Raw genomic sequence first — 14,317 nt, forward strand, 5'->3', positions numbered from 1 at the left:
AAAATTTCCATTTGTAAAAAGATACGCTTTTCAATTTCTTATGAAATAATCGCATTAATAACTAAAACACCGGCAAGGCCAACTAATGAAATAATTGTAACCATGATAGACCATGTTTTAATTGTTTTACCGATTGATAAATTAAAGTATTCTTTGTATATCCAGAATCCAGCATCATTAACATGAGAGAATGTAACACTTCCTGCACCGGCAGCTAATACCATTAACTCAGGGCTTACACCAGTCATTCCTACTAAAGGTGCTGCGATACCTGCTGCTGTCATACCAGCCACTGTAGCGGAACCAACTGCTACACGTAATATTGCTGCTATTAACCAAGTTAAAAGTAATGGAGAAAGAGTTGAATCCGCCATGATATCTGCAATGTATTGGTCGATATGACTATCAATCAGTACTTGTTTAAAAGCACCACCAGCAGCGATAATTAATAGAATCATTGCAATTCCGTTTACTGCTTCTCCAACAGAATTCATGACATCTTTCATTGTTTTACCTCGGTTTAGACCGAAAGTAAAGAATGCAAGAATGACAGAAAGCAATAAAGCTACATTTGCGTTACCAATGAAATCAAAGAACGGCATAACTGCTGAATCTGGAGCTACAATTTCAACAATTACTTGAGAAGCGATTAAAATTACCGGCATAAGTGATGTTAAAAGACTTGTTACAAAACCAGGCATTTCATCTTCCGTAAATTCCTTTGGATTAAATAATCCTTTTGGTATGTCTACTTCTAAGAAATCTTTCTTAAACAGTTTCGTATATAGTGGTCCAGCAATAATAATTGCAGGAATAGCAATTACGATACCATACAATAAGGTTTTCCCGATATTTGCATCGAATACACTAGCAACAGCTGTTGGTCCAGGATGAGGAGGTACAAATCCATGCATCGTGATGAGGGCAGCTATTACAGGCATACCAATGTATAACACTGGAACTCCTGCTGCAGTTGCAATGGTAAATACTAAAGGAATTAATACTACTACCCCTGTTTCGAAAAACAAGGCAATCCCAACTACAGAAGCTGTTAGAACAGCTGCTAATTGAACTCTCTTTTTCCCAAATGATTTTATAAGTGTTGTTGCAATACGTTGCGCTCCACCTGAATCTGTCATCAATTTACCAAGGATTGCTCCAAAAATGATGATCATCGTCAAACTACCAAGCGTACCACCTAATCCACCTTGAACAGATGTCATTGCATCAAGTGGCGACATTCCTTCTAAAATACCTACTACAAGAGCTACTAGAATTAACGAGATAAAAGCATTTAATTTAAAAACAATCATTAATAGAAGTAATAAGGCTACCCCTATACATATAGATACTATCGGCATTTTTAATCCTCTTTTCGTTTAGGAATTTTGTGTCTGTTTTAACTAATTTCTTTATTTGCAAATACTTGAACGAATTTAGTCATGACAGATTCCATCGCTTGTTGCATATCTGCCATAACAGTGGAAAGGTGAGCAATATGTTGCGTTTCAAAATAGTCTTTAAGTAATGAAACAGCAGCCATGGAAACTTCTGTATTCACGTTGACTTTGCAAATACCAAGTTGGATTGCTTGCTTAATAACTTCATTTGGAGTTCCTGAGCCACCATGTAATACTAGAGGAACTTCTACTGCCTGTTGAATTCTCTCTAAAAGGGGAAGATCGATTTTCGGCTCTCCTTTATACATACCATGTACGGTTCCAATAGCAGCAGCCAAAAAGTCAACTCCGGTTGCATCTACAAATTCTTTTGCAGCTTTAGGGTCAGTTAACGTTCCGTCTCCTTCTTCTTCATCGGAGAAATCACCTTTTGCCAACGAACCTATTTCTGCCTCTACTGATACACCTGCCATATGGGCTATTTCTACAATTTCTTTTGTGCGGCGTACATTTTCATCTATCTCATATGCTGAACCGTCAAACATGACAGAAGTAAAGCCACAACGTATTGCACGTATAATGGATTCTTTTTCATAGGCATGATCCAGATGTAGCGCAACTGGAATAGAAGATTTTTCAGCTATTGCTCTGACAAGTGCAGAAAATCCTTCTACATCTACAGTCGAAAAATAACGTTCTCCTAGTGCAATAATAACTGGTTGATTTTCTTGTTCTGCTACATGTATTGCAGCTTGAACCGTCTCTAGGTTGTATACATTAAAGGCAGCGACAGCGTATTTTCCACGCTGCGCGTCTTTTAATATCTTTTTTGTATTTACCAACATTATTAGATATCCCCTTTTTATAGATGAACACTACTTATTTGTTTAAGATGTCAACTGTATCTTTTAGAGTTGTAACTGCTCCTACATTACCTGGGAAAATAATGTATGCGATACCCGGGAATTTACTTTCTTCTCCAGTGATCCATACAGGAATTCCTGGTTGAATTTGCCCTGCTACAGTTGCTCTTTTTACTTCAAGACCTTTTGTTCCAATATCACTAGAAGTAATTCCACCTTTGGCAACAATGTAGTTTGGACGAACACTAAGTCTTTGAACAAAGCTTGTTACAGCATCTGATATTCTGACAGATAGTTTTAACTCTTCTTCTTTTTTGCCTTCACCAAGATCTAATCTTTCACGTCTAGTATAAATAGCAACTGTTTTACCTTCACGGATCAGACTTTCTGCCGTTTCAATTACACGGTCAATTTCCGTTTGGAACTGGTCCGGTTGTAAAACGAGATGACTATCGAATTCAATAAATTCAATAAAATCACTTGTTTTTAATTTTAATTGTTCTAGTTGTTCTGTTGTTTTCTTAACGTGTGAACCTACTAAGATCAACCCACCGTGATTTGTTTCTTCACGAATCAATTCTTTTCTCGTTAAAAGTGCTTTATCGCTCACTCCGCCAATTACTTTTGTAAGTGCAGCAGCGCTTCGGAACAAGAATTGTTTTCCTGCTTTCATCGCTTTCACAAGTGCAACAACAAAAATTTCTACATCCACGTAATCTACTGCATTGACGACAACTTTATTGAAATCACTCACTTGAAGCAATTGCTCTGTAATTCCATCTATATCAAGGGCACGTAGGCTATTTAATGATATATAGGTTGCATTAACAGACTTAAACCGACCTTCTGTTTTTTCTTCCACCCATTCTCCTAGATGAGATTTGGTATAGCCGAATGTTCTGTCTTTTGCAAACTCAGTTTCTCCAGCGGGCACTAAGCTCTCTTCATACTGTACGTAATGTATATTGTCTACTGTGAAACGTCCGCCTTCTTTAAAAAACGGTAGAATCACTTCCCCATCATAGTGAATGTCTGATGATGCCTCGATTGTCGATTTTAAGACTTCCGTTTCTAGCGGGTAATGACCTCTCAGTGTGGAATCTCCACGGCTGATTACGATAAACTCCTTGTCCACTTTCTTTGCTACTTGCACAATATTGTTAGCAATTTCTGTATGTGCTTTATCTGATTCAGCTGCAGTAAAACCTCTAGAATTAGTTAATAAGAAAAACATCGAATTTTCTTCTAGAAAACCTTTTTCAATACTTTCAACTGACCAATCGGTATATACTGAAATACCATGTACGGTTTGAACTCCTGTTGGATCATCATCTAACACAATAATTTTTTTATTTAAATCACGAAGTCCATTTATAAGCATTTCTTTAACTGCTGATGCATTTACTTCCTTTATGTTACCTAGGACCTCTTGAGCCAATCGCTTTTGAGTGCTATCGATTGTGGTCATTTCTTAAACTCTCCCTACTTGGATATTTGCAAGTTTTTCATAATATTGAACGATTCCACCGTGATCATCCGCAGCTTTTCCATCTGCTTTTAACGCATGGAAAATTTCAAGCAACTGGCTAGATAATGGCATTGGAACATCCAAATTATGCGCTGTTTCCATAACATTCGTTATATCCTTCATGTTAATGTCTATTCTTCCACCTGCAACAAAATTGCGATCTAAGATTAATGGAACTTTAGCATCTAGTACCGAACTTCCTGCAAGACCTCCACGAATCGCTTGGTACATTTTTTCAACATCTATTCCTGCTTTTGAAGCTAAAACTAAAGCTTCTGACATAGCAGCAATATTTAAGTTAACGATTACTTGGTTAGCCAATTTAGCAGTTGTCCCACTACCATTACTTCCAACTAAAGTCACTTCTGCACCCATAGCATGTAAAATATCTTTTACTTGTTCAAACACTTCTTCTTTACCACCGACCATAATTGCAAGCGTTCCGTCAATTGCTTTTGGTTCCCCACCACTAACAGGAGCGTCAATCATTTCTACTCCTTTTTGTTCTGCTTCAGCAGCAATTTCTTTAGATACAACTGGTGAAATAGAACTCATATCCATTATGACCGAACCTTTTTTCGCTCCACTAAGCACTCCATTTTCACCTAAAACTACTTGTTTCACATGATGTGAAGCAGGTAGCATAGTAATAATTACATCACTATTTTCTCCGATTACTTTCGCTGATTCTCCAAATGTCGCCCCAGCATTTACTAATGTCTGTACCGCTTCTTTATTTAAGTCGTTTACGATTAACTCGTATCCTTTTGCTAACAAGTTTAACGCCATAGGTTTACCCATTATTCCTAAACCAATAAAACCAACTTTTTTACCCATGTAAATTCCTCCTAATTCGATTAATATTCCCTTTATTGCTCTATCAATGCTATCAATTGTTGTAAAATGAAACCGTTTGCAAAAGAACTGCACAAAAGTTATTGTATACCATAATTTAATTTTTGTATACATTTTAATCATACTTGTATACAAATTAGGTGATACTAATAACTAACCTTTCTTTATTAATCACTTTTTGATAAGTTTATAGTATTAGGTTGAAACAATTAGGAGTGAAAAATATGAACCAACACAATACAAATTCTCGCTCTGCCTATCAACAAGCATACGAAGTTATTCGGGACCGAATCTTAAATGGTGATTTACCAGGTGGAACAAAAGTTGTAGAAGAAAAACTTGCAGCAGAATTAGGAATTAGCCGTACACCAATTCGAGAGTCTCTTCGTCAACTAAGCAATGAAGGCCTTATCGTGAATAAAAAAGTCGTACAACCGACGGAGAAAGACTTACGCAACTTATTTCAAGTAAGAATACTGCTCGAAGGATTCTCTGCAAAATCAGCAGCAATGTATTTACCAGAAGATGATCTACAAGCTCTTTCAAGCTGCATTAAAATTGGAAGAGAAGGAAAAACAGAAGAGATTATGGAGGCAAATGAGCTTTTTCACGAGATAATTGTAAGAGCAAGTGGTAACTCACTTATGATAGAAACAATCGACCGAATGAAATCAATTATTTATCTGTTTCGAAAAACGGTAGTTCTTTATAAAAGACCACATCTTATCGATGAACACGAGGAAATTTATGAAGCTATCAAATCAAGAGATGGAGAAAAAGCTAAAAAACTGATGGAAACACACTTACAAGCAGATTTAGACTTCTGTTTGCATATAATTAAATAGTTCAAGAAACTTAAATTACCAAAATAAAAAGTGTCTCTTTCTACACTATTTGTAGAAAAAGACACTTTTTATTTTTAAATTCAGTTGAAAATAGATTAGTAAAAAAAATCGTTCCTTTAGTATGAACGCTCTTTATTAATTGTCCAAGAATAATAGAGAAATTTTAATTTGTCATCTTGTTTTTCATGCTCTTCATTCACAAATTCCAGAAATCCATTTTTCTCTAAAACTCTTTGGGATGCTATGTTATTAGTAGTAGTCTTAGCTATAATTGTTTTGATGTTTTTTTCCTTCAAACTATCTATTAATAATTTCAATGCTTTGTTGGCAATACCTTTTCCAGTGTTTACTCGTCCCACTCGATAACCGAGATAAGCCTCTTTGAGTGATTTATCGATATCCACTAAATTTATCCTACCAAGAATAGAACCCTCCAGATTCTTTATTAAATAAAAATAAGAAACCCCTTGTTCCTGTTCTTCTAATAAATCTTTATGTCTTTCTTTAAATATCTGAGGATTATAATAATCATCGCCACGAGAAGGTACCATCTCTTCGAAAAAAGCTCTGTTTTCAAGTTCAAATTTTAATAAATCTTCAGCATCTTTCTCTTTTAATAACTCAATTAATATATCCATTTATACAAAAACAACCTTTCATTTACTACCAACCCAATAGTTACTATTTTCTTGGATAGGAATCGGAACTAATGTATCGTTCATTTAATATGTTTCCATGATGAAGTTCGTGCCCTGCGATAATGACAATAAGAGCCCGAACTGTTATTTCATGATTATTTGCTATCCCACGACGTTGTAACTCTGCATTAGATAGACTCTTAACAAGTTGGATAGTTGATTGGCGGACTACTATCAAATTTTCGATAAGATCATCGATTGACTGCTTATCAAAAAATGCATGTTGAACATATTCCATTTCACTAAAACCAGGTAGAGAGTTGGTTTCACCTCGTGCAAAGGAAAGAAGTCTATATGCCATTATTCGCTCTGTATCTGCCATATGTCCAATCACTTCTTTTATACTCCATTTCTCAGGAGCATATCGGAATAGAGCTTGTTGATCAGAAATATTTTTTAAAAAGGTACTAGTTTCTTCTATTTGTTTCTCTAAAATTTCAATAATATTCCCTTCTGAAACTAAATCCACATAAGGTGAATAATATGGTGCATACTCATTTTTTTCTATTAATTTTTTCATATGTTTTCTCCTTTAAATTATATATTTAAGAAATCGAATACTACTAATAAAAATTCTTCCATAATCTAAACATCACTCTAGGTAAGAAGGCGATTATGTTCCAAATTACTTCAAATAATATGGAATCTCTAATCTCAATCATAATGCTTTTAAATAAACCAACCTCACTCTTTTTTCTCTTTTCTCTCATATAAAAATATCACCATTCTTCGAACGTTTTTCGATACCCGTAGAAATTCCTAAAATCTTGACCCTCATAAAATGTGCGGGAGGAACTAGAAGCAAGTAACTCCATTCGTGTTTTTGGAAAAAGATTATGTACATATTTTAATAAATCTGTTCCAATTCCTAATCCACGGTAATTTTGATCAATTACTAATTCACAAACTAAAAGTGAAATATAACCATCTGTTATTCCTCTTATATAGCCAATTATACGACCATTGGCAGATGCAACAAATGCTACATTTGAATGACTCCATGCATTTTTTGTATCTTCCTTTTTAGCAACAAGATTATTCCATTCTTCCTGTATATTTAATAGATGAATACTTTCAAAATCATCTTCTACATATGCTCGAAAATCAATTTTCTCATTTAATTGTCTCATATAACTTCCCTTCCAAAAAAATATTTTTTATTTAGCATTTTCTCCCTTGTATCCAAACCCTTTCAACAAATATTCTACAAAACTAGTATTTTTCCCTTTTAAAATCCAATAAAAAGTAGAGAAGATAGAAGCAAAGTTGTTAAGTTCATTAAAAGCACATCAGTACCAGCTATACAGGTACTTAATAGATTGAAAGCATACACTAGATATATTAATAAATAGGAGGATGTCTTATGTCTAATGCTTATTTAGATTTATTAGCTTATTTTGGAATTGGTGGTGCGCATCCAGGAGGTTTTGCTTTAACCCAATCTATATTGGAAGATGAGAATATTCTTCCAACTGGATCTGTTCTTGATATAGGTTGTGGAACGGGACAAACTGCAGCTTATATAGCAAAAAAATTTGATTGTAACGTGACTGCGATAGATAATCACCCCATTATGATAGAAAAAGCTAGGGAGCGATTCATTTCAAACGAAAACAAATTAAAAGTAAGGAAAGGAGACGCACAAAACTTGGATTTTGTGGATGACTCCTTTGATTTAATTATAGCCGAATCTGTTATCGTTTTTACTGACATAACAAAGACGTTAAATGAAATTTCAAGAGTTTTAAAAAGTGAGGGGAAGTTGATTTTGATTGAAATGACAGCTGAGCAGTGTTTATCAGAAGAATTGCAAGAAAGAATATGCAGCCTATATGGCATCTATACAATTTTAAATGAAGCTGAGTGGATCGCTCATTTGCAGCAAGCTGGATTCACTCAAATTAATATTATCAATACCCCCTCGGGTCTGATTCAAAGTGAAATAGATGACATTAATCAATCAGCTAACATAAATACAGATTTCTTTGATTTATGGGATGAACATAACCAGTTTTTACTTCAAAACCCTCATATTCTCGGCTTTCGTGCATTTATATGTCAGCTTTCGTAATTTCTTGTTTAATTAGATTAGAAACATAACTTCCTATAACACCCTGTTAAATCGGAAATTTTGAACCAGCTATTATTTCTTTGGATGACTTTGTATATAACTCGTTTTTTTGAAAAGGACCTTGCATCTTTTGAAATGTATCGACAATTTGATAACCTAAATAATATCCAATCCATTTAGGAAATCGGCTTCTTGCTTTACCGTATAAGAAAAGCTGATGATTTTTTAGCCCTCTAACATTTAACGAAGGTACAAACTGGCTTTTCCATAAATCCATAACCTCTTCAGGTGAATACAGATTAGTCCAAGGAGCTAGCCACTGCTCACCATATAGATCTTTAACTGCATACTCCCCTAATCCCTCAATGATCAGAGAATCCTTCAAAGGAATTTTATCAGGAGTCAAATCTAAAAAGTTTAGTCTACAAGCATGGTTATACTCATGCGCAAATAATGCTTTTATTTCTTCTTTTGAAAGCTCAGTAGACATAAATAAAAACAATAATCCTTTATATGCTACACCATTTTTTTTAGGTATTTGTTCTCCTGATTTTAGACTTGCTCTTTTTATAGGAAAAATATAGATGGAAACCTTTGGACCATTCCATAATTTTTTTAGAAATTGATATTCTTGCTTTACAATTTCCCATACGTTCTGTGCTTCCAATTCTTTTACTGTGTTTTCAATGTTCATCCACTCATTAGGCTCAAACAATCCATGTCTTAAGAGTTCATATTGCCATACTTCTGGACTTATTGTAGGAAGTAATTTCATGATAGGATTACAAATTATCTCTTGTTGGATGTATGATGAACCTTTTCCAGACCGCTCCTCACATACATCCACAAATTTATTAAGCCAATTCTGTGTTTGAATAACCGGCATGTATATTATCTCATCCTTTTTATTTATTTGTCTTATATCATATGTTTTGAGTTCTCTTATTGTTTTATAGAACATGAAATTACTAAGCGATCTCTCTTCCTTCTATAGACACTTGTCTATTATGTAACATTATCAATGGCATAAATTATAGAACATACTTGTATGTAAATTTTGTTATGAGAGGAGGAGAAAAATGAACAATTCTGATGTTTTCAATCTTTGTTGTAGATATTATGGAAAAAGGGTGCGAATTACTTGCCGAGATGGTAGTGTTCATGTGGGAGAAGTAACGAGAGTAAGTAGAAATACGGTCTGGATACGACCTGATGACAATTTGGGTGGCTATGGATTAGGATTTTTTGGAGAAGGATTTGGGTTTGGATTTGGTATCGCTCTAGGTGCTATTACCGGAGTCGTACTTGCTTCAGCATTTTTTTGGTAAAACATGTTTAATTGCTGAATATCCATAAAAGTTTTTGATAGTAAAAGGGAATAGGTCATCATAGATACCTTATTTCCCTTTTTTTCGTTATTTCTATTTCCTGAGTTAAACTCATGAAAGTCCGATAGCAACGAAAAGCCAATATTTCTCTCAAAAATGAATATTTTCTCCATTCATTATGTTGTAATTTATCCATTCATCTACTTGTTGTTTAGTGAAATACTGTTCTCCATTCATTTGAATATAAGGAATAAAAGTATACGTATCGTAGCTCGAAAGTTGCGCTCTTTTCAAGTTTTGCTGCTTTATTAATTTCTTAAACTGCTCTACATCCATACTTAAATATACTGCTACTTCTTCTGATGTAAGTAATCCCCTCTCAGAAATTTCAATATTATGTACTGGTTCACTCACCTCGTTAGGAGTGTGGGTATTTCCAATTTGATATGCTAAGAAACAAATGGCTATACTCAATAAAACAATTGATACTGATAATAAATGCTTGCTCATGATTTCCACTCCTCTAACTATAATTTATTCTCTAAAATAGTATTTTTTCCTTTTCTATTTCAATAAAAAGAGAGCACCTAAATCGGTACTCATTTAAAATAAAGCTCTATCTCATTGGAAACTATAGATGTATCCCAAGGATGCCAAAACCAAACATTGCCGTCAAAAAATAATGAATAGTAATATCCAATTTCTTCCTCACCGTAAAGAACTATTTGATAGGTTGCTGGATCTCCGTGAGTTGTGTTTGGTGAAAATGAGGCACTTACTGTACCTTCATTTAGAATAGATAATAAATCATTTATTTCTGTCTCATCTTCTAAACTATTAATGAGTATTGGATTATTACCTTCGTATAATTCAATTTTATTGATGGATTCTAAATTTATATCTTTGTAATGATAATTAAAATTACTATCCTCTGAACGTGAATAATAAATCCTGTAACCATTTATACTATTTTTATCCTGAATAGCGATAAGGTCCTCTCTGTCTATCACACTAAATATTTCAGTTCCCTTATTCCAAAATGCAGCATCTCCATCTTTCGTACGATAACTAGGGTTCGAAATATTATCGGAAACTTTAAATTTTACTTCTCCTATTTTTTCCCCTATATTTTTTGGATCGGCAATAATTACACTATAAAGTGCTTCATATTCCTTGCCATTAATCTTTACAAAATCAACCCAGTCAATAATAGTATGCGAAAAAGGCTGTGAAATAGAATTACAAGATACCATAATAAGACTGCAGATAAGCAATATGCATATTTTTTTCATCTGATTCTCCTTGCCACCGTTTATCTATAAGTCGTTTTCAGAAATAAATTAGTTACAATACGATGCTAAAATATATGTTTTTCCAACTTGAACTCTCTATATTCCAACTAAATTGTTGTTTTTTCCAACTAACCCTTTAAATTTTCCAACTAAGTTGTTGTTTTTCCAACTATCTCATTACCAGGACATAAAAAAAGTACACCACTATTAAGTGGTGTACCAATACAATATAATCATTACGCTAATGCTTGTGTTAAATCTTCTAACAAGTCTTCTACATCTTCAATCCCTACAGAAATTCTAACGAGGCCGTCCGTAATGCCTAATTCTTGACGTCGTTCAGATGGAATCGATGCATGGGTCATTCTTGCTGGAACAGAAATCAGGCTTTCTACTGCTCCTAAGCTTTCTGCTAATGTAAAGTAACGAAGCTTCGCTAATAACTCATCTGCTTTTTCTCCACTACCCACATCAAAAGAAATCATCCCTCCGAAGCCAGTTGTTTGCTTCTTCATCAGTTCGTGCCCAGTATGGTTCACTAAACCAGGATAATATACCTTTTTAACACCATCGTGATTATTTAAAAACTCTGCAATTCGCTGAGCATTCAAGTGATGTTCTTCCATCCGAAGACCAAGCGTTTTAATACCACGCATTAATAACCAGGAGTCTTGTGGCCCTAGTACTGCCCCTACTGAATTTTGTACAAAGTGCAAATCAGTAGCAAGCTGCTCAGAATTTACTACAACTAGCCCAGCTACAACATCACTATGTCCACAAATATATTTCGTTGCACTATGCACAACAATGTCTGCACCAAGCTCAATTGGTTGTTGGAAATAAGGTGTCATAAATGTGTTATCCACAATAGTGAGCAATCCTTTGTCCTTTGCAAGCTTAGCAATTGCTTCAATATCTGTAATTTTCAATAAAGGATTAGTTGGTGTTTCTAGGAAAATAGCTTTTGTATTTTCTAAAATTGCTGCTTCCACTTTGGATATATCACTTGTATCTACAAAAGTTGCCTCGATTCCGAAACGGTTCAATACTTTAGAAATGACACGGTATGTACCACCGTATACATCATCTGTTAAAATAACGTGATCACCTTTACTGAAAAGCATCATAACAGAGCTTGTAGCAGCCATACCAGAAGCAAAAGCGAATCCTGCAACGCCACTCTCTAAATCACTGATTAAGACCTCTAGAGCATGTCGAGTAGGGTTACCTGTACGTGAATATTCATACCCTTTAAATTTTCCAACTGCCTCTTGTTTGTAGGTACTCACTTGGTAAATTGGTGTGGACACTGCTCCAGTTGCTTCGTCCCCAACAATTCCAGCATGAATAAGCTTCGTTTTTGCGCGCATCTATTATTTCTCCTCCTTGAACAATTCGTATACTCTCTGACTTAAATAGCGTTCACTAGAATCAGGAAAAATCGTGACAATATGACTTCCTTGTTTCGTAACTTCTGCTTCCTTAAGTGCAGCATAAAAAGCTGCTCCTGAAGAGCTCCCTACTAAAAGTCCCTCTTCTTTGGACAACGCCTGCAATTGGTTAAATGCATTTTGGTCACTAACCGTGTGTATTGCATCAAAAAACGAACGGTCCATAAAGTTCGGTAAAAATTCCATTCCGATTCCTTCGGTCAAATGGGTTCCTGCTTCTCCACCGTTTAATATGGAACCCTCCGGCTCCACAATTACTGTTTTAATGTCAGCTTTTTGCGACTTTAAAAAATTTGATGTTCCCATAAACGTTCCACCTGAACCTGCACCAGCGACAAATACATCAATTTGACCATCTAAATCACGCCATATTTCAGGACCAAGTGTTTTTGTATACGTAGCAGGATTAGCTGGGTTTGAAAATTGAGATGGTGAAAAAGCATTCGGAATCTTATTTACTAATTCGCTTGCTTTATCAATAGCACCTTTCATTCCAAGCGCAGTATCTGTATTTATAATCTCTGCACCAAGCGCACGCATCAGTGTTTGTTTTTCAACACTAAATTTTTCAGGGACAACAAAGATAACTTTGTACCCTTTTCCTACTGCAGCAAGTGCAATTCCAATTCCCGTATTTCCTGCAGTTGGCTCAATAATAGTTCCCCCTGGCAAAAGTTTTCCTGATTGCTCCGCATCTTCAATCAACGAAACACCGAGACGATCCTTTACACTTCCTCCTGGATTTAAATATTCAAGCTTTGCAAAAATCCGGCAATTATTTGGAATAGGAATATGTTTTATTTCTACAACCGGTGTATTGCCTATCAATTCATGAACACTACTAAATACTTTCATTACGCTTCCTCTTTATAAATTTGTCGCCATTCATCTTTTTTAGCAAGCATCTCAGAAGCAATTTCTTTTGCCCCTTCTAAACTATGGCTTGCTGCCCAACCACATTGAACTTCATTACATGCTGGGACTTCAGTCGCTTCCAATACATCCTTCAACGTCTTTTCAATAATTTCTAAAATTTCATCATAGTTATCATGATTAATAACAGATAAATAAAACCCAGTTTGACATCCCATTGGACTAATATCTACTACTTGTTCTGTATGATTTCGGATATTTTCTGCCATTAAATGCTCTAAGGAATGCAATCCTGGCATCTTCATATGTTCTTTATTTGGTTGTTTAAAACGAATATCGTATTTTAAAATTTCATCACCATGAACTCCCGTTTTAGTACCTGCTAAACGTACAAATGGTGCTGCTACTTTTGTGTGATCTAAATTAAAACTTTCTACATTCATTTTTTTCATATGAACTAGCTCCTTATCTTTTAGTCGCATCCATCAACCAAACATAATCATTCATTTTTGTGAAACTAACTTGAAATCCAGCTTCTTCAAACAATTTTGTTAGTATTGGAATCGTAGTATAATATTCTCGTTCTAAATCGTCTGCCACATTATTAAAACCACGGTTTCTTTCCTTTTCAATTTGGTCTTGTTTAGCTTCTTCAGTAATAAAAACAGTATCAGCAAAAACAATCTTTCCCTCTTTTGAAAGAAGCTCTGCATATTTCTTTAAAGCTACTCCCTTTTCCTCATCCGTTAAATGATGAAATACATACGTGCTGACAATTGCATCTATACGTTCACTTTCACTATTAAATTGAAGTAAATCTCCATCTATGACCTTAATAGAGGGAAATCGTTTTGCAGTTAATTCTCGCATCTTCGTATTAGGTTCGATACCAATAACCGAAATTCCTTCCTCTATTAGCTTTGCTGTTAAATTACCAGTACCGGTTCCAAATTCGACCACTGTCCCAGAAACACGATTTGCAACTTCTCTTAAAATAGTTTCATATCCTTCAAATACATCACGATATTCTGGATCTTCACCAGAAACCGAAGCGTCATAAGAGTGTGCCCATCCATCAAAGATATCGACAAATTCTCTTCCCATCATCTAGCC

Annotated in this window: 17 protein-coding genes; 3 read left to right on the forward strand and 14 right to left on the reverse strand. The window is 34.9% G+C overall.

All coding sequences use genetic code 11. The features are described 5' to 3' along the window. Positions 1-38: 38 nt before the first annotated feature. Genes P2Q73_RS01670 through garR form a run of 4 tightly spaced genes read right to left on the reverse strand, consistent with a single transcriptional unit; the run spans position 39 to position 4,628 of the window. A complete protein-coding gene (locus tag P2Q73_RS01670) occupies positions 39-1,361 on the reverse strand; it encodes a gluconate:H+ symporter (RefSeq protein ID WP_053588387.1) in 1,323 nt (440 codons plus the stop codon). Positions 1,362-1,399: 38 nt separating this feature from the next. Then, positions 1,400-2,245, reverse strand: coding sequence for a class II fructose-bisphosphate aldolase (locus P2Q73_RS01675; RefSeq protein WP_275783234.1), 846 nt, complete (start codon positions 2,243-2,245; stop codon positions 1,400-1,402). A gap of 34 nt (positions 2,246-2,279) precedes the next feature. Next, entirely contained in the window at positions 2,280-3,731 is a 1,452-nt protein-coding gene (locus P2Q73_RS01680) for a four-carbon acid sugar kinase family protein (protein WP_275783237.1), read from the reverse strand. A gap of 3 nt (positions 3,732-3,734) precedes the next feature. Then, positions 3,735-4,628, reverse strand: a complete 894-nt coding sequence (gene garR, locus P2Q73_RS01685) for a 2-hydroxy-3-oxopropionate reductase (protein ID WP_053588384.1) — start codon at positions 4,626-4,628, stop codon at positions 3,735-3,737. Positions 4,629-4,870: 242 nt separating this feature from the next. Between garR and P2Q73_RS01690 the strand changes: the two genes are divergently transcribed. Continuing rightward, positions 4,871-5,491, forward strand: a complete 621-nt coding sequence (locus tag P2Q73_RS01690) for a GntR family transcriptional regulator (RefSeq protein WP_275783240.1) — start codon at positions 4,871-4,873, stop codon at positions 5,489-5,491. A gap of 116 nt (positions 5,492-5,607) precedes the next feature. Here P2Q73_RS01690 and P2Q73_RS01695 read toward each other — a convergent pair whose 3' ends face one another. From P2Q73_RS01695 to P2Q73_RS01705, 3 genes are all read right to left on the reverse strand, one after another. Further along, entirely contained in the window at positions 5,608-6,129 is a 522-nt protein-coding gene (locus P2Q73_RS01695) for a GNAT family N-acetyltransferase (protein WP_275783242.1), read from the reverse strand. A 43-nt stretch (positions 6,130-6,172) separates the two neighbouring features. Beyond that, positions 6,173-6,709: a DinB family protein gene (locus P2Q73_RS01700; protein ID WP_275783245.1), complete on the reverse strand. Its 537-nt coding sequence runs from the start codon at positions 6,707-6,709 to the stop codon at positions 6,173-6,175. A gap of 199 nt (positions 6,710-6,908) precedes the next feature. Continuing rightward, the gene (locus tag P2Q73_RS01705) at positions 6,909-7,319 is read right to left on the reverse strand and encodes a GNAT family N-acetyltransferase (RefSeq protein WP_275783248.1); all 411 of its coding nucleotides are present in this window, start codon (positions 7,317-7,319) and stop codon (positions 6,909-6,911) included. Positions 7,320-7,552: 233 nt separating this feature from the next. Between P2Q73_RS01705 and P2Q73_RS01710 the strand changes: the two genes are divergently transcribed. Beyond that, the gene (locus P2Q73_RS01710; RefSeq protein WP_275783251.1) at positions 7,553-8,260 is read left to right on the forward strand and encodes a class I SAM-dependent methyltransferase; all 708 of its coding nucleotides are present in this window, start codon (positions 7,553-7,555) and stop codon (positions 8,258-8,260) included. Positions 8,261-8,306: 46 nt separating this feature from the next. Here P2Q73_RS01710 and P2Q73_RS01715 read toward each other — a convergent pair whose 3' ends face one another. Further along, positions 8,307-9,146: a DUF2268 domain-containing putative Zn-dependent protease gene (locus P2Q73_RS01715; protein WP_275783254.1), complete on the reverse strand. Its 840-nt coding sequence runs from the start codon at positions 9,144-9,146 to the stop codon at positions 8,307-8,309. A gap of 193 nt (positions 9,147-9,339) precedes the next feature. Here P2Q73_RS01715 and P2Q73_RS01720 point away from each other — a divergent pair, with 193 nt between their 5' ends. Then, a complete protein-coding gene (locus P2Q73_RS01720; protein ID WP_053588377.1) occupies positions 9,340-9,588 on the forward strand; it encodes a hypothetical protein in 249 nt (82 codons plus the stop codon). Between the two features lie 150 nt (positions 9,589-9,738). On the opposite strand, the gene P2Q73_RS01725 is transcribed toward P2Q73_RS01720, so the two are convergent. The 6 genes from P2Q73_RS01725 to P2Q73_RS01750 all read right to left on the reverse strand — a co-directional run bounded on the left by P2Q73_RS01725 (position 9,739) and on the right by P2Q73_RS01750 (position 14,308). Next, positions 9,739-10,098, reverse strand: a complete 360-nt coding sequence (locus P2Q73_RS01725; protein WP_275783257.1) for a hypothetical protein — start codon at positions 10,096-10,098, stop codon at positions 9,739-9,741. An 89-nt stretch (positions 10,099-10,187) separates the two neighbouring features. Further along, positions 10,188-10,880 (reverse strand): hypothetical protein, encoded by a 693-nt coding sequence (locus P2Q73_RS01730; protein ID WP_275783260.1) that lies wholly within the window; start codon positions 10,878-10,880, stop codon positions 10,188-10,190. Positions 10,881-11,116: 236 nt separating this feature from the next. Beyond that, positions 11,117-12,250 carry a bifunctional cystathionine gamma-lyase/homocysteine desulfhydrase gene (locus P2Q73_RS01735; RefSeq protein ID WP_275783263.1) on the reverse strand — a complete coding sequence of 378 codons (1,134 nt, stop codon included), beginning with the start codon at positions 12,248-12,250 and terminating at the stop codon, positions 11,117-11,119. 3 nt (positions 12,251-12,253) lie between these two features. Next, positions 12,254-13,186, reverse strand: coding sequence for a cysteine synthase A (gene cysK / locus P2Q73_RS01740; protein ID WP_275783265.1), 933 nt, complete (start codon positions 13,184-13,186; stop codon positions 12,254-12,256). Beyond that, a complete protein-coding gene (locus tag P2Q73_RS01745) occupies positions 13,186-13,656 on the reverse strand; it encodes an S-ribosylhomocysteine lyase (protein WP_275783268.1) in 471 nt (156 codons plus the stop codon). Before P2Q73_RS01745 ends, cysK begins: the two co-directional genes overlap by 1 nt. A 13-nt stretch (positions 13,657-13,669) precedes the next feature. Next, complete coding sequence (locus P2Q73_RS01750) at positions 13,670-14,308, reverse strand: class I SAM-dependent DNA methyltransferase (protein ID WP_056832501.1); 639 nt, start codon at positions 14,306-14,308, stop codon at positions 13,670-13,672. Between the last annotated feature and the right edge of the window lie 9 nt (positions 14,309-14,317).

The sequence above is a fragment of the Bacillus sp. Cr_A10 genome (assembly GCF_029222665.1).
In the GTDB taxonomy this organism is placed as follows: domain Bacteria; phylum Bacillota; class Bacilli; order Bacillales_A; family Planococcaceae; genus Psychrobacillus.